Origin of the sequence: Mesorhizobium sp. L48C026A00, assembly GCF_000502375.1 — a bacterium.
GTDB classification, from domain to species: domain Bacteria; phylum Pseudomonadota; class Alphaproteobacteria; order Rhizobiales; family Rhizobiaceae; genus Mesorhizobium; species Mesorhizobium muleiense.
The window spans coordinates 37,373-61,206 of the sequence record NZ_AYWU01000031.1; the positions used below are offsets into that span (position 1 = coordinate 37,373).

The 23,834-nt window shown below is 60.2% G+C and carries 7 protein-coding genes and 2 pseudogenes; 5 read left to right on the plus strand and 4 right to left on the minus strand.

Annotation, left to right across the window (positions count from 1 at the left end):
* Nucleotides 1-277: 277 nt before the first annotated feature.
* Together X738_RS87665 and X738_RS74465 are read right to left on the minus strand one after the other, a co-directional pair.
* Nucleotides 278-2,521 carry an ATP-binding protein gene (locus X738_RS87665; RefSeq protein ID WP_023802838.1) on the minus strand — a complete coding sequence of 748 codons (2,244 nt, stop codon included), beginning with the start codon at nucleotides 2,519-2,521 and terminating at the stop codon, nucleotides 278-280.
* Entirely contained in the window at nucleotides 2,518-3,777 is a 1,260-nt protein-coding gene (locus tag X738_RS74465) for a metallophosphoesterase family protein (RefSeq protein ID WP_023802839.1), read from the minus strand. Before X738_RS74465 ends, X738_RS87665 begins: the two co-directional genes overlap by 4 nt.
* 311 nt (nucleotides 3,778-4,088) lie before the next feature.
* Here X738_RS74465 and X738_RS74470 point away from each other — a divergent pair, with 311 nt between their 5' ends.
* The 5 genes from X738_RS74470 to X738_RS87675 all read left to right on the plus strand — a co-directional run bounded on the left by X738_RS74470 (nucleotide 4,089) and on the right by X738_RS87675 (nucleotide 18,943).
* Nucleotides 4,089-10,076 carry a DUF3320 domain-containing protein gene (locus X738_RS74470; protein ID WP_031256512.1) on the plus strand — a complete coding sequence of 1,996 codons (5,988 nt, stop codon included), beginning with the start codon at nucleotides 4,089-4,091 and terminating at the stop codon, nucleotides 10,074-10,076.
* A 46-nt stretch (nucleotides 10,077-10,122) separates the two neighbouring features.
* The gene (locus X738_RS74475; RefSeq protein ID WP_023802841.1) at nucleotides 10,123-12,765 is read left to right on the plus strand and encodes an AAA family ATPase; all 2,643 of its coding nucleotides are present in this window, start codon (nucleotides 10,123-10,125) and stop codon (nucleotides 12,763-12,765) included.
* A 12-nt stretch (nucleotides 12,766-12,777) separates the two neighbouring features.
* Complete coding sequence (locus X738_RS74480) at nucleotides 12,778-13,944, plus strand: DUF6361 family protein (protein WP_023802842.1); 1,167 nt, start codon at nucleotides 12,778-12,780, stop codon at nucleotides 13,942-13,944.
* Nucleotides 13,934-15,796, plus strand: a complete 1,863-nt coding sequence (locus tag X738_RS74485; protein ID WP_023802843.1) for a phospholipase D family protein — start codon at nucleotides 13,934-13,936, stop codon at nucleotides 15,794-15,796. The genes X738_RS74480 and X738_RS74485 overlap by 11 nt, the downstream gene beginning before the upstream one ends.
* A gap of 1,161 nt (nucleotides 15,797-16,957) precedes the next feature.
* Complete coding sequence (locus tag X738_RS87675; RefSeq protein WP_023802845.1) at nucleotides 16,958-18,943, plus strand: C-terminal helicase domain-containing protein; 1,986 nt, start codon at nucleotides 16,958-16,960, stop codon at nucleotides 18,941-18,943.
* A 3-nt stretch (nucleotides 18,944-18,946) separates the two neighbouring features.
* Here the strand turns inward: X738_RS87675 and X738_RS74495 are convergent.
* Nucleotides 18,947-20,836 (minus strand): annotated as a pseudogene (locus X738_RS74495) (Tn3 family transposase); the annotation flags it as partial.
* 56 nt (nucleotides 20,837-20,892) lie between these two features.
* Nucleotides 20,893-23,686 (minus strand): annotated as a pseudogene (locus tag X738_RS74500) (Tn3 family transposase); the annotation flags it as partial.
* Between the last annotated feature and the right edge of the window lie 148 nt (nucleotides 23,687-23,834).

The following is a 23,834-nucleotide window of genomic DNA, read 5'->3' on the forward strand; positions in this document are numbered from 1 at the left end:
AGCGCACCAAGGCGGTCCAACTCATCAGCAAACGCAGTCCTATCCGCCTCCATCTTGCGGATCCGGATACGCATGGCCTCACGATCCTGCAGGGCCTTTGATAGCTCGGACAACTGATCGAGCACGCTGCCAAGCCCAGTCCCGGCAATGCCTTCTTCGAGCCAAGTGCCCTTCAGCGTTTCCTTGACCTCGGCCTGCCATGCACTTTCTCGCCTCTCGGCAATTTCAACAGCGAGCCGCCTAGCAGCGAGCTCCTCTTCCTTGGCGGCTACGCTCCTTAGCGCCTCCGCTCGTTCCGCGTCGACCTTCGCCTGCCTGTCCAGAAAGCGNCCTGGGCGGCTACGCTCCTTGGCGCCCCCGCTCGTTCCGCGTCGCCCTTCGCCTGCCTGTCCAGAAAGCGATCAGCGGCGACCACCAGAGCCTCCAGAGCCTCCCCGGCTTCGGTCTGGATTCCAACGCTTTGAAGAGCCGAGGCCAATCCGAGCCGAATCCGCTCTCCTTCGGCTGTCGCGCGTTCAATCCTTGCGCGTGCGAGCAGGATGTCGTCCCAGGCGACCAGCGCTTCGACGCGTGCGGAAATGCGCTCCTCGAGAAGTCCGATCATCAGGTCGAGCGACTGCGCCTGGCAGTCCTCAAGCAAGGCGCTGGCCATTCGCTTGATTTCAACGGACGCGATTTCTGCGCGCTGGCCCACCCCAGCGAGTTGGCAGCTTACGCGGTCTATTGCCGCTCCGGTCTCAGCCGCCTTTTGCTTGATTGCGCGCAGATCCGCGAGTTCGCCCGCATGGGCCAAGCGAGCCGCGCCGACATGATCATCCTTGGCCAATGCTGCGGCAAACGCGTCTGCGGTTTCGGCCTTGAGGTCGGCCCGGTGATTTCGCCAGGCTTCGTCTCTCTCACGTCGTATAGCTGCGGCTGTGTCGTCGTCGGCGAGGTCGGCCGAGGCGCGGACAGCAGCCAGGCGTGACGAAGTCGCTATCCGACTTTGTTCATACTCAGCCAGACGCTCAGAGAAGACTGCGTTGTCCCTTTGAAGGTCCGCGGCCAATGTTTTCCACGCATCTATCTGTGTCGGTGGCGGAACCGATATCTTCGAAAGCGCGTTCGCATCTCCCGACCATGGCTGAAGGCGCCGCATGGCGTCCGCCAGCATTGTTTGCCGCTCGTCCTCCGACGCGCGCGCCTCACTTATCTCCCGTGCGTGACTGCTGGCCTTCGCCTCCGACACGGCTGCCATCAGCCTGGCTCTTGCCGGCTCAGGCACCGCCCTCTCCTCGCCGACGCGACCTCGCGCAGCGTTGAGCCCGTCAAGCGCTGCAGCGGCTTCGTCGCGGGCCATGCGCAGGCTCGCCGTGATGCCGGAGCGTTGCTCGACCATGTTGCGAAGTGGGCCGACCACAAAGGAAGGCAGGATCAGCCGGGACGGATCCTGTTCGGCCGATCTCCCGAGCGCGGCGATACAGTTCGCCACCACCTGGTCAAGTATCTGGACTTCCATTTGGCGGGTCGGCAGATCCATGCCCGCCGACAGATAGCGCGCCTTGCTATCAGCAAGTCCTCGCACCTGTTCGGAGATAGCCAGGACAGCGTCGTCGACAGCGACTGCTTCGATCTTTGCCGTCGCCCGATCGATCTCATCGGCATTGGCCTGGAGGCGGGTTCTCAAGCGTGCGTCCCGATCGATCAGTTCCGCGACGCTGCCACTCCAGGTCCTGGGAGGGGACGGGAGATCAGGCAGCTCAGCCAGTCTATTCGCCTTGCGTCTGATTTCGGGCAGGAGCGGCGCGGCGCGCACATATCGGTCGATCGTAGCCAGTCGCGCGGACAACGCGGAGCGTTCAGCGAGGCTGCGATCATACTTGTCCTGGGCTTCCCCCCGTTCCGCCTCGAGCGTCTCGAATGTCGAGGCTAGCGTGTCGATCGCCTCCTTGCGCGACTTGAACTCCGCAAACCGCTTCTTCAGCAGCGCGATTTCGGTGCTCTGGGCCTGTTTTCGGTGAAGTCCATCTGCCTCCGTCTCCAGTGCGGCCAAAACATCGCTCGCATGACCAAGCCCGGCGCTGGCGGTGAAAAGGAGCTTGCCCAGATCACCACGCGATTCAAGGATCGCCTTGCCCCCTGCTTCCAGCGTCTCGTCATCCAGTGAGAACATGCTGCTGTAGGCATCGCGGGACAATCCGGCGAGGTGAGCCGAAATGGCAATCTCGCTCAGTGGCCGACCTTCGGTATCGTGCAGCGAGTTGCTGCGACTCTTGGTGCGTGAAACGGCAAGCGTCTGCACCTCAAATTCGAGCAGCCCGCCGATGCGCATGGAGCTATATTCGTGCAGGAAATTGTAGCGACTGCGCTCTTCGATGCCGAAGAGCAGGGCGAGATAGGCAGAAAGCGCGGTCGATTTGCCGGCTTCGTTCAAGCCAAACACTATGTGCAGATCAGGCCCTGAACTCGGCTTGGGTCCGAAGTCAATCGCCTTGTCGGTGAACTTGCCGTAACGGGTGAGATCGAGCCGCCGCAATCTCATCGCGTGCCGCCTGCCTTAAGGCGAGCCGTGACCAGGTCGACGCCACGTGCAAGCACGTCATCGAGGAATGCTTCCAACGCCGCCTCGTCCTTTCCTGCGAAGTCTCGCGCATCCGTCGGCAGGTCCGCGATGGTCTTCAACACCAATTCCCTAGCCTCCGAACGGAATGCGTCCGACGTTGCGTTAGCGCGCATTGACTCGGCTAGCTCCAGGGTCGGATCCGCGACGTCTTCGGACTTCCCAGTTCCGGGAGCAGAAAGATTGAGTTCGACCTTCTCCACCCAGGTGTTGCCCACCTGCTCTGCCGCCTGTTCGGCCTCGGCAAGCACCAAATCCTTATCGCGGATCATCGTCCATGACAGCGCGGAAGCGCCGACCAGGCCGAGGCGGGCGATGAGGTATTGCGATCTGGCGGCAATCCGGGATTGTTCAAGCGCAGACCGGATGCGGCCGACGGCCTCGGGCAGTTCGGATGTTCCTGCCAGGTCGACACTCACGCGCTCGAACTGCGCAACGCTGGTCAGCCTCTCCTCAATGTCGACAGACCGATCGTCGTTTATGGTCGCCAGGGTGACCGATTTCTCACCAGCCTCATTGATGTCTCTGCCCTGAGGGATTCCAGGCATCACGAGCGTGCTTGCGCCGGGATAGACCTTGCGACCGTGAATATGGCCAAGGGCCCAATATTCGAAGCCGTGACCTCGCAAGTCGGCGACGCTGCAAGGCGCATAGACGTCGTGGCCGGGCGAGCCGGCCAAGCTGGTGTGCATGATGCCGATGTTCGCGGCGCCCTCTCGGGGGCCGGCATATTTGGGCAGCAGGCTTTCGGCCGCCTTGGGGCTGGCGAAGCTCAGTCCGTGAAGCACGACGTCCAGCCCGGCGCCCGACTGGATCACGGACTGCGTGCGGCCACTGAAAATCGTCACGGTGTCCGGCAGGACGAGCTGTTTAGAGATTCGAGACATGGCGTCGTGGTTGCCGCGGATCATGTAGACCCTGACACCGGCCTGGTGCAGACGCATCATTTGCGAGGCCAGGAAGCGCGCCGTCTTCATCGATGTCTGATCGCCATCGTAAAGATCGCCCGCAATGACAAGCGCATCGACCCGCTCCGCAAGACACAGGTCCACGATCGAGATGAAAGCCTGGCGGCTGGCATCTCCCACCAGTTCGGCGAGTTCGGGATTGCGCAACGCGAGTGTGCGCAGCGGTGAATCGAGATGGGTGTCGGCTGTATGAACAAATCGAAATGCCATCTGGCGCGCTCTCCCGGCCCGAACAGACGTTCAGGCAACATTCGCCCAAAACGTCGCAGCGAGCGGCGAAGGCGTCCCATCCCGGTTAGCAAAGTGCGCCGGCGTTCGGCAACAGTATCTGTGAGTTGAGGCCTCGAAGTCAGGATAGGGTGTCTGCAACCTTCTTGTAAGGGAGCATTGACAGGCCTAACCTCTCCGTTGCGAGCCTCAACTATCGCGTGGATAAGCGAAGCTTTTGTATTCATTCGTCTGCCAAGAGCCTTTTATATCCGCAAGAAATTCCTTAATCTCCACGCGGGGGTGTGGGGTCAATGCAATCTGCAGATAGTTCAGAGTTTACAAATAATAGTGAGGTTGCCGGTAGGCCACCTGGCTCGGCCATAGTTGCCGACGTCGCGTCCAGCTTCACTTATGCATCCTTTCAGAATGCGATTCCGGTTATCCGGTCCATCCGGCTCGATAACGACACCGCCCGCAGTTTTGAGAATTGCCGGCTGGAGCTTACGTCGTCACCGTCGTTCCTGCGGCCGAAGACCTGGCCGGTAGACCGCCTCATCCCAGGCGACCGGCTCCAGCTGAGTGACCGCAAGGTAGAGCTTGACGCTGGATATCTCGCCGGCCTGAACGAGGCTGAGCGAGGTGAGATTACCTTGCGCCTGTCTGCAGCCGATGAGGTCCTGGACGAAAAGCGAGTGACGGTGAGGCTGCTTGCGCGCGACGAGTGGGGTGGCGTCGCGGACATGGCGCAACTGCTTCCGGCGTTCGTGATGCCCAATGATCCCGGCGTTGCGCCGATCCTTAAGGCAGCGGCCGAACGGCTTGCCGCGCACGGGCATCCGAGTGGCCTCGACGGCTATCAATCGCAAAGCCCGCAACGGGCATACATGCTGGCTGCCGCAATTTATTCGGCGATGACCGGCATGGGGCTGCACTATGCCGAGCCTCCCGCAAGCTTCGAGAGCCGTGGCCAGAAGGTCAGGCGCCCGACGACGATTGCCGAGGAGCGCCTCGCGACCTGCCTGGATACCTCGCTTCTCTTCGCGGCGGCCTTGGAGGCAGCCGGTCTCCATCCCGCCGTCCTGATGTTTGATGGACATGCGGCTGCGGGGGTCTGGCTGGCCAAGTGCACTTTTGCCAATGCGGTTGAGCAGGATCAGATGGAGGTCCGCAAGGCGCTGGCCTCGCGCGAATTCATTGCATTTGAGACCACAGGCGTCACGCACCGGCCTGCGCTGACGCTAGAAGCCGCGCAGAATGCGCTCAGTGTCCGGCTTGCGGAGGAGCAGGCACATGCCTTCGTCGCAGCCATAGACGTGCGGCGATCACGCAGCGGCGGCATCACGCCGCTCGCCTCGCACGAGCCGGTCCGACGCAAAGTCGCCGACGAAGAGTCGGCAACTGCGGTTGCGGCTCTGCCGCTTCCGGCGGCGCCAGCAATCGGGGAGATGCCGGCTGAGGCCGTTGAGATCAAGCCCACCACAGCGGCAGGGCGCATCGACCGCTGGCAAAAGAAGCTGCTCGACCTGACGCTCAGGAACCGGCTGCTTAATTTCCCCGATTCGAAGAAGACAATTCCCTTCCTGTGCACCGACGTCGCCTATCTGGAAGACAGGTTGGCGAACGGGGCCGCGGTCCGTCTTATTTCGCTGCCAGAGCAAAACCCTTTGGGAGAACGCGATGCGGAGCTTTATCGGGATGTCCACGGTCGCGATCTGCAACGCGGGTTCGCGGCTGAAGCGCTGCTCAGGGATGAGCTCGCCTCCACCTTGGATGTCCGCCAGCTTGAAGCGAGGCTGATCGACCTCTACCGGCAGGTTCGCAACGACTTCGCTGAGGGCGGAGCAAATACGCTGTTCCTCGCCGTCGGGTTCCTCCGCTGGAAGAAGAAACCGGAGGATGAGCGCAGCTACCGGGCGCCGCTGCTGCTGGTGCCGGTCCGGCTTGAGCGGCGCAGCGCAAGCTCGCGCTTCACGATCCGCTTCCATGAGGACGAGCCACACTTCAATGCCACACTTCTTCAATTCCTGGAGCGGGATTTCGAACTTCGTCTTCCTCAATTTGCCGGTGACTTGCCCCTCGACGACAGCGGGATCGACGTGCCGCGGATCCTGTCCTCGATGCGACAGGCGGTGCGCGATGTTCCCGGCATGGAGGTGATCGACGAGACCGCGCTGTCGACATTTTCCTTCGCCAAGTTCCTGATGTGGAAGGATCTTGTCGAACGCACCGACGCGCTTCGTCAAAACAGGGTCGTTCGTCACCTCATCGATACGCCCCAGCAGGCGTTCGAGAGCTCAGGCGGACAGTCGGCCTTTCGCGATGAGGCAGAGCTCGATCATGCGTATGAACCTTCAAGCATCATAAGCCTGCTACCTCTGGATTCCTCGCAAACATCGGCAAGCATGGCAGCGGCCGAGGGACGTGACTTCGTCATCGTCGGGCCGCCCGGGACCGGAAAGAGCCAGACGATCGCCAACATGATCGCCAACTGCCTTGGGGTCGGCAAAACAATCCTGTTCGTGGCCGAAAAGACTGCCGCGCTCGATGTAGTCTACCGCCGGCTGCGCGAACACGGACTTGGAAATCACTGTATTGAGCTGCATTCGAATAAGGCCGATCGCAGGCATTTTCTCGCCCAGTTGAAGGCATCATGGGAGAATGGTGGCCGGGCGGACGCCTCACAGTGGATTGCCATCAATGAGCGGCTTCGCTCGCGCCGGGACGAGTTGAACGCCTATGTCGCGGCGCTCCACAAGCGCTACCAGAACGGTTGGACGCCCTATCTGGCATTGGGTATTGCACTCAAATCGAACGATCATCCGGCACCGGCGTTCACGTGGCAGACGCAGGACTCGCATGACGCACAAACGCTGCTGGCACTGGAGGATCTGGCCGCGCAGGTCGGCCTGGTCTTCGCGTCGGTTGAACGTCAGCCGGAGTTGGACCTGATCGATGTTGGAGAATGGAGCAGCGATTGGCAACAGAGGTTGCTTGCTGCAGCGGCGTCTCTGCACTCCGCCACTGGGCAATTGACTGAATCGTTACGGGACTATCAGTCCTGTCTAGGTCTTGCCCCCAGTGAGCCATTGTCGCATGCCGAAATCCAGTCGCTCGTGGGGTTGGCGCAGATTATGGCCCAGGCCCGCAGTCGCGATATCTCGATAGCATATGACCGGGATTTCTCGACCTTCGCGGATGCGGTCACCGCTCTGGAGCGCTCAATCGAGGGATATCGAGAGACCGAGCGTAGGCTCTCCGCCACCTATGACGTTGCGACTGTCCGTGACCTCGATCTGGAGGTCATGGATCGCCAATGGCGTGATGCTGAAGCGTCGTTCTGGCCAAGATCGGCGCTCGGCAAAAGCAAGATCCAGAAACTGCTTCAAAGCCGAGCACAACGTGGCACCGCCGACCCCGGCAAGGAACTTCAGCTGCTCCGTCGGATGAGGGAGTTTCTGGCTGCGGTCGACCAAAGCCCGTTGGCAGGCAAGCCACTGCCGATCGAAGGTCTGGCAACGGACGTAAAGGCCATCGCCGGCACCCTCGATCTTGCTCGACGGCTTCGCGTATCACTTCGCATTCCTGGCCGCAGCCCGGACGAATTTCGGGCCGTCGTCCGTTCTGTCGCGCCGAGTCTGCGCGGGACTCTTGAAAACGACCAGCTGCGCGAGGCCGGCGATCAGCTGCTGGCGGCCGTCAAGGAACTTGAGGCCGCGCGCTTGGCATTCGGCGAGGTTTCGGCACGGGAGGTTGCGGATACTTCGGACGGTCCTGGCCTTGAAGCGCTTAGAGCAAAGCTGATTGCGCTAGCGGATGCTCGAAACCTGTTTCGCGATTGGGCAGCCTGGTGCCAGGTGAAAAGACAGGCGATCCAACACCATCTTGCGCCTCTTGTTGGGCAAATCGAGACGGGAACAATAGCCCCCGAACAAGCACGGTCGGCCTTTCGTGCGGGTTATGCCAGATGGTGGTTGCCGAAGGTTCTCGACGGCGATCCCGTATTGCGAAGCTTCCGCAGGTTCCAGCACGAGAACGCCATTACGGAATTTCGCGAGATCGACGACCTGGTGCGCACTCATGCGACCCAGCGGGTCGTCAGCGCGCTTGCCCATGGACTTGCGCCGGTACAGAGCGTCTCACGCAACTCCGAACTCGGCTTGCTGCGACATCAAATGGAGCTTCAGCGACCGAGCCAGTCCATCCGCGACATGATCGGCAAGATGCCGCAGAGTTTTGCCAAGCTTGCCCCGTGCATGCTGATGTCACCACTTTCCATTGCGCAATACCTTCCCCCGAACCAGGCTTTGTTCGACGTGGTGATTTTCGACGAGGCCTCGCAGATCACCACCTGGGATGCAGTCGGCGCCATAGCCAGAGCGCGTCAGACAATCATCGTGGGTGATCCCAAGCAACTGCCGCCGACCAACTTTTTCGGCCGCAACGAGGACGAAGAGGAGATTGCGGATCACGAGAAGGACCTGGAGAGCATTCTCGATGAAGCAAGGGCGTCCGGGATCCCGGTGCGCGACCTCAGATGGCACTACCGCAGCCGAAGTGAATCGCTGATCGCGTTCTCCAACTATCACTACTACCACAACCGCCTGGTCACGTTCCCCTCGCCTGCTGTCGATGACCGCGCGGTTCGCCTGCACCAGGTTCCTGATGGCGTCTATGACCGTGGCAAGAGCCGCACCAACAAGGTCGAGGCCATGGCGGTCGTGCGCGAGGCAGTCACCCGGATGATGGGCTGGCTGGCCCTACCGGAGAAAGGTCGCCCGACTTTGGGCGTGATCACCTTCAATGCGCAACAGCAGTCACTGATCCTGGACCTGCTCGATGCCGCACGCCGAGACCATCCGGAACTCGAATGGTTTTTTGCCGAAGACCGGATCGAGCCGACGATCGTGAAGAACCTGGAGAACGTCCAGGGCGACGAGAGAGACGTTATTCTGTTCTCGATCACATTCTACAAGGATGCCTCCGGGAGGCCGCCAGCAATGGACTTTGGGGCGTTGAACCGAGACGGTGGCGAGCGCCGCCTCAACGTCGCGGTAACACGCGCCCGCCAGGAACTGATCGTCTTCTCCGGTTTCACGGCGGACCAGATCGATCCATCGCGAAGCAAGGCGATCGCAGTCCAGCATCTGAAGACCTTCCTCGACTATGCCGAACGCGGCCCAATTGCATTGCCCGCCCAGGACCTTGGATCGGTGGGCGGCTTCGATTCCCCGTTCGAGGAAGCAGTCGCCGATCATCTTGAGCAGCGCGGCTGGACAGTCGTTCCGCAAGTCGGGATTTCCGACTTCCGAATTGATCTGGGAATTCGTCACCCGGATCTGACTGGGGCCTACCTCGCGGGCGTCGAGTGCGATGGAGCGACCTACCACCGATCGGCGACGGCAAGGGATCGCGACAAGGTTCGCGAGCAGGTTCTGACCGGGCTCGGCTGGACCATCCTTCGTGTCTGGTCGACGGATTGGTGGTTTGACGCAAAGAGCTGCGCGGATCGCCTTCACGCAAGCCTGGAGAGCCTGCTTGAGGAAAGCCGGGCGCGTCATTCAAGCGAGCAGACGGGGGAGGTGACAACGCGTTGGGATATGGGTCAGCAGCTCGAGCCGACAGGCGAACCGGAGGCGCAGACGCCGGCCCCAATCGAGGAGTCCCTGCCCCTCCCGACCACGTCCGAGGTTGAGCTGGTTTCTGCAAGAGTTGCAACAGCACCCGAGCCCTCGGCCTTTGTAGGATTTTCAACAATCGTCGACGAGCCAACCCAAAACCAGGGCGAGCAAACCCGTTATCGTGTGACGGATCTAACCGACTTTCGGCCGGACCCCGAGCAATTCTTCGAGATTAGCTACGGCACCACGCTGCGCGGGATAATCGAAGCCGTCGTTGACACGGAGAGCCCATTGCGCTCCGACGTTCTCGCCCAGCGCATTGCACGGGTTCACGGTTGGCTGCGCACGGGCGGCCGCATCCGCGAGAGGATCGACCTGAACCTGCGAGATCTGGATCGCACGCAGGAATCCAGCGGCGAATTCATTTGGAAAAAGGGCGGGCTCTCGGATCTCCTTCCCTATCGTCAGCCGGTCAACGAGGAAGCGCGACGTTCAATTGCCGACATACCGCTGGCCGAGCTTGCCTCGGTCGTGATCGACAATCCCGGACTTCTCGAGATGTCCGATCCTGCACGCGACATGGCCCATCTTCTTGGAGTTGAGCGCCTTGCCGCGGTATCGCGCGCGCGGCTGGACGAGGCGATCGCCAGGGCGAGACAGCATATTGCTGGATCCTCCTAGCTAGAGTCCAACAGGAATTCGCTAGGGTTTTTATGGGGGAAGGATAATGGCGGGGACGCCGATTGATGATGTTGTCGACTGGTCGGCAAAACTCTCGACCTGGAAACAGGACGCTCTGCGGCGGCTGGCGATCAGCAATGAGCTCACGGATGCTGACATTGTGGCTCTGCTGGCGATGGTCAAATACGCGGCCGGCTTTGCGCTCACTTCGGCGCCGCCCGCCCCGATACCGTTTACGAAAGCCCACTTTGGGAACGGAGAATATCAACCGATTGTCCTCAAGCGCATCGCCAATGTCGAGAATGTGAATCGGCTGGTGCCCAAGGCATCTCTCACGTTCTGTCCCAAGGCTTTGACGATCATCTACGGTCGCAACGGGAGCGGCAAAAGCGGGTTTGTTCGGATCTTTCGCACCGCTTGTCGGACGCGCATTGAGAACGCAGCCAGGCTGAAGGTTCTTGCTGACGTTTACGGAAGCACGCCCGGCCCTCAGACAGCCGACATCGTGATCGACGCCGGCGAAGGCGAGGCAGTAGTTCCCTGGTCGCCAGGCAACGCAGCGTCGCCGCAGCTCATGCAAGTTGCGGTGTTTGATACGGCCTCCGCCGAGCTTTACGTCGACGGCGGAAATCAAATCCGTTTTCTTCCTTTCGGACTGGCCCTGCCGCATCGGCTCAACGCAGTCTGCATTACCTTGAAGGAGAAACTGGAGGCAGAACGGGCGAAGGAAGTCGGCAACAAGGTCGAACTGACTGCGCTCGCGTTTCCTGCCCAGCACGGCACCGCGGCTCAGCTCTTCAACAAGCAGCTGAACAAGTCCACAACCGATGCGCAGATTGAGTCGGCAACGACGTTTACCGAGACGGACCAGCAGCGTCTCGCTGAACTCACCTCCGCCCTTTCCGCAGGCGCTGCCGCCGCTGCCGACGTCACCGCGCTTTTGAAGTGGACAGATGCGCTGCTGCTGGAGGTCCGGGCTGTCGGATCGGCATTCGCAGATGCAACACTGGACGAGCTTCGAAAGCTCCGCGCTTCAGCAGTTGCAACACGCCAGGCAGCGACGGTAGCCGCTGGCGAGTTGTTCACCGATGAACCTCTGCCAGGTGTCGGAAGCGGTGCATGGCGGGCACTTTGGGCGGCGGCTCGCAATTACTCGGTGACAGAAGCGTATAAGGATAAGGAGTTCCCGGTTCTGGTGGCAGACGGCGGCGCTGCTGCATGCGTGCTATGCCAGCAGCCGCTTTTGCCCGACGGTGCTGCTCGCATGCAGCGTTTCCAAAAATACATGGATGACACACTCGATGCCGCCGCCCGGGAAGCTGAGGAAGCCGTCGAAGACGTCCTGGGAAGCGTGCATGCCTTGCCTCTCCTTGGCGCCTCCGATTTTGCCGACCGTCTCGAGCAGGTAAAAAGGCGGGACGAGATGCTTGCTGGTGCCCTCGCAACTCTCCAGGCATCGGCGGTCGCACGGCGAGCGGAGGCCCTCGCGCGATTGCGGGGCGAGAGCAGTCAGACAATTCCTCCTCTTGTCGTGCCGATCGAGCAGCTGGAAACTTTCGCGCTCAAATTGAAAGGCGAAAAGGATGGACTAGCGCAGGCGGGAGACAACGAAGAGCGGATCAAACTCCTGGCGGAAAAGACGGAGCTTGAGGACCGCAAGCTGCTCTCCATCAACAAAACGAAGCTCACCGTGCGACGGAATTTGCTCATCGTTGATGACGCCTACTCCAAGGCTCTCGCCGACGTTCACACTCGTGGCATTACGCAGCGCGCGAATGAGCTTGTCGATGCCCACCTGACAACAGCCGTCGTCACGCGTTTTGATGCCGAGCGCGCCCGCTTCGACATCATGCACCTCAAGGTAGGCCTCGCACGCAAGAGCAATCAGACAAAGGCGGAATTCGAGGTCGATCCCAAGACAAAACTGGCCAAGGTCACCTCGGATATCCTGAGCGAGGGTGAGCAGCGTGCCTTGGCTCTTGCCGGATTCCTGACCGAAGTTGCTTTGACCGACGGTTCAGGTCCGATCGTGATTGACGATCCGGTTTCGTCGCTCGATCGCGATCGAAGTGCAAGGGTCGCCCAGCGGATCGCTGAGGAGGCAACCAAGCGACAAGTCATCGTGTTTACGCACGATATTGTGTTTTTCAATGAACTCAGTCGCGCGGCTGATGAAGTGGGCATCGAGCCCGTCACGGTGGCACTTTTTAGCGACAAGGCTGCCGCTGGCAGAGTGGATACGGCAGGGATGCCGTGGAAGGGGCAAAACGTCGGCAAGCGCATCGGGCTGTTGAAGAACGACTCAGCACAACTGACGAAGCTGCTTGCGACCAGCCCGGCCGAGTACGAGTACCGAGTGAAGAACCTCTACGGCCGATTACGCGACACTTACGAGCGTGTGGTGGAGGAAGTGATATTCCGGGACATCGTGCGAAGAGGAACGGATGTCATCCAAACCCAGCTACTGCGCTATGTTCGACTCTCGGACGCGTTGGCAATACGATTCCACGAAGGCATGACCCGCGCAAACACTCACAGCCACGACAATCCCGCGGCGGATACGGTAGCTGTCCCCCTTCCCCAGGAGTTCATCGCGCATCTGTCCGAACTTGAGGCCCTGGTTGCTGATTTAAAGTTCGACAGCGAGGCAGCAGAGGCGGATCGGCCGCAGATGAAGCCAAAGAAATAGCAGGCAGAATTGATGTCTTATCTCGCTTGGATTGATTTCGACCCCGAGGAGCGTCGGCGCGCTCAAACGCTGATCGACCTGTTCAAGCAGCCAGAAGCTCGCGATGAGCTTGGCCTAGGCACGGTGCGCGATGCCCTTGCCGATCTCCTCTTCCCCGGGACCAGCACCATCCAGACGCGACTGCGCTACATGCTGTTCATTCCATGGATCTATCTGGAGGCCCAAAGCCGAAGGGCGACGCAGGCAGAACGGACAGTCATTGCTCGCGATCTGGAATTTGATTTGAGCGAAGCACTTCTACGAGACGGGGAAACAGTTGATGTGATTGGTCGTCTCGCCGGTCGAAGCCTCAAACGGCTACCCTCGAGTGTCTACTGGGCCGGACTGCACACCTTGGGGATTCGGACGCTGCCAGGCAACCAGGCGACCTTCCACTCTTACGGGCCCGAAAGCCTCAAGGACCATGATCTCAAACTGTGGACATCTAACCTCCCGAAACCGCCCGGAAATCTCTTCGATAAAACTGCCTTCGCGCTGACGCGAGGAGAAGCTGACTTTCTGCGCGATCGCATCGCGAGCAATGCGAGGGCAAGCTTGCTGAACGAATTGGCACGCAAGGCAAAGTCTTTTGCCGAGGACTGGCCCTGGCAGGTGAGCGAAGACACCGTGTCAGACTCAAATCGTGCGATACTGCGACACGCCGAAAGATTCTCGGGTGTGATGTATGGCGCCAGTCTGCTCTACAACCTGTTGCTGGCACTTCGCGCAGCCGAACGGCCGAATGCGAAAAAACACGCAGACGCTCCTAGGCTCGTGGGGGATTACCGCTCGCGACTTGAAGACTGGAAGGCGGAGCTTGGGCACCTGGCTTTGAGCGATTGGGATCTTGACGATCTCTTTGGCCTGATTTCGAAGACCAGCCACAATCTAAGCAAGGCATCGCGCGATTTTGTCCGCGGCTGGGTATCGATAGCGCGGGACGGCACCGTGCAGCTTGAGGCCAATAACCTTGCGATTGGGCTTCTCAAGCAGCGGGAACATGGACTTAAGCGGATGAAGGCGCGGCTCCTGCACGACGCCCCACTTGAGCGTTGGTCGGGTGCCTCTGGCGACGCGCGCCTCGATTTCAGGTGGAGGATCGCCAGCAGCTATCTTGGGGAGCTTGCAGATGCCGGTTGACCCCGCCTTCGACCCGGAAAATCGCGAACTGTACACCACACTCATGCGCTCGCCCGATAGGTATCGGTTCGACCACGCCGTTGCGACGACCTACTCGCTCGACTTCGAGACTGCCCTCGCCATCCCTATCGCCATCGTTTTTCGGGACGCCGAAAACCGCAACGAGATGTTACGCAGCCCCTTGGCTTTACTGCAAAGCGTCGAACGGATGGCTGGTCGGATGGCCATTTACTGCGACCGGGGCCGCATAAAGGAAACGCGTCCTGCCGCAGCCCGCCTGATGGCTCTCTACGAAAAGACAATCACCGAGGTCTCGGCACCAGGCGGCGGCGCGTTTCATCCCAAATTGTGGTGCATCCGGTTTCAGCCGGAACGAAAGGGAGAGCCAAGTCGCATGCGCCTGGCCATTCTCTCACGGAACCTGACCAATGACCGTTGCTGGGATTTGGCTCTCTGCCTCGACGGCACCGTCAAAGAGGATATCAATAAGGTAAATGAGCCCGTCGTGCAGCTCCTTCGAGCAGTGCCCGGCTTGGCAAATTCAGTCACCCGGCCTCCGGCGCCCAAATTCCTTCCGTCGCTCCTGCGAGATCTCCAACGCTGTTTCTGGGACGATCTGCCTGCCGGGGCGACCAAGATCAGGTTCGCGGTCAATGGATTGGACGTGGGAACTTGGTCCCCGCACAAAGGCGAGCGCCTCGCCATTCTGTCACCGTTCGTGAGCGGTGATGCTCTCAAGCACTTGGCCGAGGGTTACGATGACCCCTCAGCATGTCAGCTTGTGGCGCGAGCCAATGAACTCGACTGTATCAACCACGCCGTTCGCGAGATGTTTGAAATTCGAACTCTTGATGAGCGCGCTACCGAATATGAGGAGGAGGATCGCGACGAAGCGTGTTCGGCTGATCTCGATGGCCTCCACGCCAAAGCCTACCTCGTGGAGCGCGGCTCGCGTCTGCAGATCCATATTGGTTCGGCCAACGCGACAACTGCCGCCCTCTTACCGATCCGCGGAGGGCGGACACAGAACGTCGAAATCATGGCCACGCTCGATGGCCCCAAGACCCGTATGGGCACGATCGAAGAAGCCCTCTTTTCGGACGGGTTTCAGCGACTTTTAGCTCCTTACGCACCGGCCGAACCGCCAGAGCAGGATGCTGCCGCGGCTGCCGAAAAGGCTCTCGAAAAATTGCGCAGCAAGATTGCCGGTCTGCCCCTCGATCTTCATTGCGTGCAATTGACCGAGGCTATCGGTCTCGAACTCGAAGTCGCAGGCAAGGCTCCGCCGATCGAGATCCCCGAAGGCGTGAGCTGCTTCGTTCGCGCGATTACGGTTGCGAATGAAGGGGGATATGACGCGGCGCCCTTGCTTTCCGGCATGGAGCCTAGAAAGGCACTTGGCGCCGTTCCGTTGGGCGACGTCACCCGTTGGCTAGGGATGCGACTGCGAGACGAGGAAACAGGTGTAGAGCTTGCCTTTACATTGGGTGCTCGGCTCATCGGCCTTCCTGATGGACGCGATGCCGCCGTCCTGCGAGCCCATATCGCCAATGTTGAAAACTTCTTCCGGTATCTTAGTTTGCTGCTCGGGAGCCTCGGCGAAGGCAGCTTCCTGGAAAGCGAAACCGCGGGCGAAGGGCAATGGCTGAGACGGCTCGGCCAAGGTGGTGCTTCCCTCCTCGAGCCGATGGTGCGAGCGCTGAGCCTCGGTAGCGGTGAGCTCATCGAGATCGGCCAGCTCATCAAGTGCCTTCAAGATCCGGATGGCGGCACAAGTATCGTACCAGAGGAGTTCCTCAAGCTGTGGTCCAGCTTTGCACCGCTCGTGGCTTCGAAGGGTGCACGCCAATGACGTATCGCGCCGAAGAGCATTTGAAGCTCCTCAAGCCGTTCCAGCGAGCCACGGTGGACTATGTTTTCCGACGTCTGTTTACGGATGCATCGGCCAAACGCCAATTTCTCGTCGCCGACGAAGTTGGCCTCGGAAAAACCATGGTTGCACGGGGCGTCATTGCGAAGGCGATCGAAGAGCTGACTGGCAAGGTCGATCGGATCGACGTGATCTATATTTGCTCCAATCAAGCAATCGCCGAACAGAACATAAAGTCTCTCAATGTGATCGGTTCGGCGACCAAACCGCTGAACACCCGCCTCACGCTGCTGCCGCTCGAGATTGGACAGGAGGGTGGAATCACCTCACGGCCTATCAATCTCATCAGCCTGACGCCAGGGACAGCGCTCGATCTCAAGTCATCGCTTGGTACAGCGAAGGAGCGCGCCCTTATCTATGAGATGTTGAGGAAGAGGCTCGGTATTCGGCATAGCGGCGTGCAGCGCATCTTCCGTGGAGGAGTTACTGCAGACAACTGGCCCGGCTGGACCGATTGGATACGCAACCAGCCGATATCCGAGGAAATCGCGCAACAATTCAACGCTGCCATTGGGGATGATTTCATACAGCGTATCCGCGAGGCCGCGGAGCTAGCAAGAAGCAGGAATAGTCCTGACTACCCTCCCGATCATCGCCCGGCTACGATGATCGGGCAACTGCGCCGCATTCTCGCGCGGATTTGCGTCGACGCACTGACCCCAGATCTTATTATCTTGGACGAGTTTCAGCGATTTGCCGAACTGCTGAACGATCATGATGAGGAGCGCGCACCCGAAAAGGCTGCTGCTGCAGAGCTCGCGCGTGCTCTCTTTTCTTATTCCGGACCGGACGGATCGACGGCCCGATTGTTGCTGCTATCGGCAACGCCATACCGGATGTTGACACTGAACAGTGACGATCTCGAAGAGGGCAATCATTACAGCGATTTCCTGCGAACCATGCGCTTCCTGTTTGGCGGGGAAGATGGCGAGGCCCGTGTCCAGGAGCTCGAAAAGGAACTCTCCCTCTTCCGGCGTGCATTGCAGGCCATGCCAGAGACCAGATCGGTCGCACGTANTCGCACGTATCCAGCGCGACCGTGTCCAACACATCCTGAGCCAGGTCGTTGCCCGGACCGAGCGAGTGGATTTCACCGATGACCGCAACGCACAGGTCCGGGAGTTCAAGCCTCAACTAACGATCGAGACGGGAGATCTTAAGGAGGCGAAGGCCGTCGCTCATGTAGCCGAGCTCGTGAGTGCGCCAGGCATTGTCGAGTATTGGAAGTCGTCGCCGTACCTCCTCAATTTCATGCGCGGTTACAAGCTGAGGGAAAAGCTACAGGCGGTGAAGCTGCGGCCGGCCAAGGAGCTACGCAAAGCGATCAGAGCCGCTGCCCCCCACTTCATCAACAAGGAGCAGGTCGAAGGCTACGAGGCAATTCCCATTCGTAATGGAAGAATGCGGGCTCTCGCTGAATCAGCTTTCCAGCACGGGCTCGATCGCGCGCTGTGGATCCCACCATCCCGACCATCATTTGGGGAGCCCATTCCGGCGACAAAGACCTTGGTCTTCTCGGATTGGTCGATGGTCCCTGACGCGATCGCGGCAATTCTCTCGCATGACGCAAGCCGCCGTATGAGCATGACGTCGGACCTCGTCAGTCGCACCAGCCGTCCAATCGGCGTCGAGGAAATGATGCCGATGTTGTGTCCTTCACCTAGCCTTGCCGCCTGGGTGGACCCCTTGGCTTTGGAAAAACGGTTTGGACGTGCGGCGACCTACGACCAACTGGTGAGTCAGGCTCGTGAAGCTCTTGCTGAACGCATTGACCCGAAATGTCTCTCTCGACTGGCCGAGCGATCGGGTCGCCTCCTTCCGCTCACGCTGGAAGTTGAATTGGGGCAAGGCATAAACTGGGGCAAGGTCGGTGCCATCGAACATGACGCCCATGACGAGCATGGGGCGATGGCGCGAACCATCGAAGCGATCAGAGGCGCGCTCGACGCCGAAGACAATCTCAGCGATCTTGATGCAAGGGACATATACGACAAGCTTGCGGAATTTGCCCTTGGTTCGCCTGCCGTGTGTGCACTCCGGGCACTCGCTCGCCTCTGCCCGGAGCTGTCGCTGGACGATCCGGCGCTTGCAGGGGCAGCGATCACGATCGCTCTGGGGTTCCGCAGCCTGTACAACCAGCCCGAGAGCCGCGCATTGTTGGAGGAATCTTCGCCAATAAACTATTGGCGTCAGATTACTTCTCATGCTGCACGAAACGACCTTCCCGCCGTCTTGGATGAGTACCTTCACCTCATTTTGGAAAGTGAGCGGGCCGAACAATTCGATGCAGCCGACCGCGCTCACCTTATTGCAGCGAAGTTGGTCGAGGTGGTCGCGTTGAGGCCGGCTCAGATTACGCTCGACCATTGGACCGCCGGACGCTCACGCTTGCAGAACAAGACTTTCGAAGTGCGCGCTCGTTTCGCCATGCGATTTGCGGCGAACGCAGAGGAGGAGAAGGGCGTTCGTCGGACAGCTCTCGTCCAGGCGGCCTTCAAATCGCCTTTTCGCCCCTTCGTTCTCGCATCAACGTCGATCGGACAGGAGGGCCTCGACTTCCATCCCTACTGCGCTCGGGTCGTACATTGGAACCTGCCCCGCAATCCGGTCGACATCGAACAGCGTGAAGGCCGCGTCCATCGCTTCAAAAACCACGCTGTGCGCCGCAATGTCGCTGCAGAGTTCGGCCGCTTTGCGCTGGGAGGCGACGATGGGCGGCCTTGGTCAGGCATCTTCGACGCCGCTCAGAATCAAGAGAGCGCACACGGACGTGCTGGCGATATCGTGCCCTACTGGCTCTACCCTGGTGAGGCAAAAATCGAGCGCATGGTCCTGATCCCTCCGTTTAGTCGGGAGGTGGAGCGCTACGAGAATCTGAAAAAGTCTCTGGCTACCTATCGGTTGGCCTTTGGCCAGCCCCGGCAAGATGAGTTGATCGAACTGTTTTCGGCGTTCGAATCGGACGTAGTGGCGGACCTAGCCAACCTGCAAATCTCACTCAGGCCATCTCAGATAGGGGTCAGAACAAGAGCTGTTCAGAATCGTACGCTAAGGCCAAATGAAACATGAACATCATGCCGCCCGTCGGATTGGTGCTGGCAAGCGAAGCGATCTGAAGCCTTCGGGCATCTGGTGTTCAGAATCCCAGGTGTAGATGCCTGTGAGGTTGATGTGTTCCCAACTGAGCGGCGAGACGTGTTTGAGCAGGTCATTCGGGATAGTCCGACCCGCCATGCGCAGGTGTGTGGCTCCGCGGTCAAGATAGACGGTGTTCCAATGGACGATGGCGCTGACGACGAGATTGAGACCGGAAGCGCGGAATGCCTGGCTCTCGAATGAGCGGTCACGGATTTCGCCGCGCTCATGGAAGAATACCGCGCGCTTCAGTTTATGCGCTGCTTCGCCCTTGTTGAGGCCGGCTTGGCACCGCCGGCGCAAGGCCGGGCTCGAATACCATTCGATCATGAACAGTGATCGCTCGATCCGGCCGAGTTCCCGCAGCGCCTTGGCCAACTGGCTTTCGGAGACGCCGAGAGCTTCTTCAGGATCGTCGAGGGGACGACGGCGCGCGTCGCGATCGATGCGGCCAGATGCAGCAGGTCGTCCCAATGGTCAAGGATCAACGCGGTGTTGATCGGTGCGCCGATGTGGCTCGTCAGCGCCGGGTAGGCATCGCCCTTCTCGAATGTGTGAAACTTTCGATCTTTGAGGTTGCGTAGCCGAGGCGCGAAGCGTTTGCCGACAAGGGCGAACAGCCCGAAGACGTGATCGGTCGCGCCACCGGTGTCCGTAAAATGCTCCTGGATGTCCAGGATCGTTTCCTGGTCGAATAGTCCGTCGAGCACATAGGCCGCTTCGCTTTCCGTGGGGCTGATGGGCAGGATGCTGAAGTAGCCGTACTGGTCCGACAGGTGGCTGTAGAATTTCGATCCCGGTTCGCTGCCATAATGCAGATTGACGTCGCCGCGTTTTGCTGCTCGGTCGCTCGCACGGAAGAACTGTCCGTCGGACGACGCAGTCGTTCCGTTGCCCCACAGACGGGAATGCGGGTGCCCGGCGTGTGCGTCGGTGATGCAGGCCTGAGCGCCGCGATAGGTTTCTGATCGGGCATGGAAGGTGCGCATCCAGCCAATCTGATGGGCGCTGATGCCCTTGGAAGCGCCGGCCATCCGCTTCGGACCGAGATTGCATCGGCCAGGATGCCGGCCAGCATGGCAGAGACATTTCGTGGGGCGTCGCCTGTGCGGACATGTGTGAAGTGATCGGCAAAGCCCGTCCACTCATGCACTTCCCTCAGCAGGTCAGGAACTTCGACCAGCGGATACATCTCGCTGATCTCTGCGTTCAGTTCTTCGGCTGCCGCAGGAACGTCGCCGACAGTCGGCGTCACGATCAGCGTTCCCGCTTCGAGACGAACACCATCGAGCTTACCTGCGCGAGCGCGATAGGCCAGGCGCTTCAAATTGAAGTCCAGCACCTGCTTTACTTCGTTCAGCCAGGCGCCGCCGTCACGGCCGACACCAAGGCCAAGCCGATCCTCTTCCTTCATCGTGGTGAACGTCGATCGCGGCATGAGGTGCTCGTCGATCGGGCGGAACGAGCGGCTGCCCTCTACCCATATATCCGCCGAGCGAAGGCGCTCGCGCAATGCGGCGAGCGTGGCTATCTCATATAGCCGGCGATCAGGCTTCTGCTGCCCAAAGATCAGTTTCCGATCGGTTGGACTGAGATGGCTGGTCGGAACACGCTCGGACAGTGCACGCCGTCCCTCCGAATGAAGCCTTTGGAGCATCGCAATGGCTGTGAGCAAGGAGTCGTGCGGCGCGCTGAACGGAACGTAAAAGTCGCCAGGAACGCCGTCGCGTATTTGAGGACGCCACTATACTGCTCGGCCGCCAGGACCAGTGGGGATGCCTCATTTTCCTCGACCATTGCTGCAAGCTCCGGCTTCATCCGAAGCAGGGGTCAGAGCAAGACCTGCTCGAAATCATACGCTAAGGTCGAACGGAGCATGAACATTATGCCGCCCATGGCAATTTTGGTCGGCAAGCGCAGCGGCCTGAAGCCCTCCGTAAGGTCGGGCGCGACGTCCCAGGAGTAGATGCCGGTAAGNATTTGGTCGGCAAGCGCAGCGGCCTGAAGCCCTCCGTAAGGTCGGGCGCGACGTCCCAGGAGTAGATGCCGGTAAGGTTGATGTGTTCCCAGCTCAGGGGAGAGATATGTTTGAGCAGGGTGTCGGGAATATTTCGGCCACTCTGACGGAGGTGCTCGGTGGCCCGGCTGAGATATACCGTATTCCAGTGGACGATGGCACTGACGACAAGATTGAGACCGGAGGCGCGGAATGCCTGGCTCTCGAACGATCGGTCGCGGATTTCGCCGCGCTCATGGAAGAAGACCGCACGCTTGAGTTTGTGCGCTGCCTCGCCCTTGTTGAGACCGGCTTGGCACCGCCGACGCAGGTCCGGACTGGAATACCATTCGATCATAAACAAGGATCGCTCGATACGGCCGAGTTCCCGCAGGGCTTTGGCCAACTGACTCGGATTCGGTGACGCAGCCAGCTTTTTGAGAATCGTCGAGGGTGCAACGGTACGCGCGCGGATCGACGCCGCCAGATGCAGCAGATCATCCCAATATTCCATGATGAGCGCGGAATTGATCCGCACGCCGATATGGTCCGCGAGGGCGGGATAGGTATCGACTTTCTCGAAGGTATGGAATTTCCGGTCCTTGAGGTTGCGCAGTCGGGGCGCAAAGCGCTTGCCGATCAGGGCGAAGAGGGCAAACACATGGTCGCTGGCGCCGCCCGTGTCGGTGAAATGCTCCTCGATGTCGAGGATGGTGTCGTGGTCGAATAGCCCGTCCAGAACATAGGCCGCCTCGCTTTCGGTCGGACTGATCGGCAGGATGCTGAAGTAGCCGTACTGGTCGGAGAGATGGCTGTAGAATTTGGTGCCTGGCTCGCTGCCATAGTGCAGATTGATGTCGCCGCGCCCTGCAGCACGATCACTGGCCCGGAAGAACTGACCGTCGGAAGACGCGGTCGTTCCATTTCCCCAGAGCAGAGCATGGGGATGACGCGCGTGGGCGTCGGTCACGCTTGCCTGCGCCGCCCGATAAGTTTCGGTCCTGGCATGAAACATGCGCATCCAGCCGATCTGATGGGCGCTGATCCCTTTCGATGCACCTGCCATCCGTTTTGGCCCGAGATTGGTGGCGTCCGCGAGCGTGCCGGCGAGCATAGCAGCGATGTTTTGCGGCATGTCGCCCGTTCGCACATGGGTGAACTGCTCGGCAAAGCCCGTCCACTCATGCACCTCTCTAAGAAGGTCCGGCACCTCGATGAGCGGGTACATGTCATTCAGCTCAAGATTCAGTTCCTCGGCTGCGGCGGGAACCTCGCTGGCCAGCGGCGTCACCAGCAGGGTTCCGGCCTCGAAACGGACACCCTCGAGCTTGCCGTTCCGAGCGCGGTGTGCGAGCCGCTTGAGATTGAAATCGAGCAATTGCTGCATTTGCGCGAGCCACGCCGCCCCGTCGCGCTGTACGCCGAGGCCGAGCTGGTCGGTATCTTTGAGATTGGTGAAGGCAGGGCGCGGCATGAGATGCTCATCCATCGGGCGAAATGTCCTGCTGCCTTCGACCCAGACATCTGCTGAGCGAAGCCGCTCCCGCAACGCCGCCAGCGTGGCAATCTCGTAGAGACGACGATCGGGTTTTGATCCGCTGAAGATCAGTTTGCGGGCCGTCGTGCCAAGATGGGCAACCGGAACCCGATCTGGAAGGCTGCGCCGCCCATCTTCGTAGAGGGATTTGAGGGTTTCAATCGCCGCAAGCAGGGTATCGTTCCGGCGAGCGGAGCGGAAAGCAAAGGTCCGTAGAAACAGCGCCGCATATTTGCGGACGCTCGCGTATTGCTCCACCGCCACAAGCAATGGATCAGGATCTCCATTTTCCACCATGGCTTCGAGAGCGGGCTTTACCTGCAAAAGACGATGCCAGCCGACGTGCCGGTTGATCGTCTCGATTGCATCCTCATCGTTGTCGTTGGCGGCCTGAAGGGCGGAAATCGTATCGAGAAACAGCCGGAGCGCCTTCGCCGTCTCTTTACGCGTTTCGGCANTTGGCGGCCTGAAGGGCGGAAATCGTATCGAGAAACAGCCGGAGCGCCTTCGCCGTCTCTTTACGCGTTTCGGCATGGCGCTGCTTCTTGCGATTGTTGGCTTGGGAAAAGAGCCTGCCGATCAGCTTGATGAACATGGTGACCGCGTCGTCGGTCAGCTTCTGGCCGAGCTTGATGACCTGGGCGACGATCGTCGCGCGCCGGCGGCTAGCGTTGAAATCAGCGGCAAGCCAGGCCGGCGTGACATCGCCCTCCCGGATCATCTGGTCCCAGCGCCCGGAATGGATGCTGCCCTGCAGGCGGGGATCGATATCGAGGGCACGAATGAAGGAGAGCCTTTCCATCATCGCGACCAGGTTGCTGGCGCCGGGTGCGTCCGGAGCCGATCGTAGCCAATGGAACCGCGTCTGTGCAATTGCAGGATCCACCTTCAGCAAATCGTCGAGGCTCTGAAGCTGCTCAGGGGAACAGCCGGAGATCAACGCCGCTTCCGCACGCCGGCGCGCTATGGCGCGTGCCGCCAGCCCGATCCGCTCTATGGTGTCCGGCGTGGGAAGCACCACATTGCGTTCCCGCATGGTGGTGACGATTGCCTTGGCAATAGAAGACCCTTTGTCGGTCGTCGCTGCCGTTTCGATTGCGGACATCAAGGCGGCCCGCCGGTCCGGAGCTGCTGCGGTTCTCATCCCAAGATAGGCGAGGAGGTGCGAGACGTGTTCCAGCCGGGTCGGCTCTCGCCTCGCATAGGAACTGAGCTTTCCGGAGCGGCATCCAGTTGCTCGGCGATATAGTTGAGCATTGCCCGCGGCGGTATTTCGTTCGCCATGANTCTCA

Excerpts from the sequence above, each read along its gene's own strand:
- X738_RS74475 (WP_023802841.1), top strand. The coding sequence starts at position 10,123 with ATGGCGGGGACGCCGATTGATGATGTTGTCGACTGGTCGGCAAAACTC.
- X738_RS74480 (WP_023802842.1), top strand. The coding sequence starts at position 12,778 with ATGTCTTATCTCGCTTGGATTGATTTCGACCCCGAGGAGCGTCGGCGC.
- X738_RS74470 (WP_031256512.1), top strand. The coding sequence starts at position 4,089 with ATGCAATCTGCAGATAGTTCAGAGTTTACAAATAATAGTGAGGTTGCC.
- X738_RS74465 (WP_023802839.1), bottom strand. The coding sequence starts at position 3,777 with ATGGCATTTCGATTTGTTCATACAGCCGACACCCATCTCGATTCACCG.
- X738_RS74485 (WP_023802843.1), top strand. The coding sequence starts at position 13,934 with ATGCCGGTTGACCCCGCCTTCGACCCGGAAAATCGCGAACTGTACACC.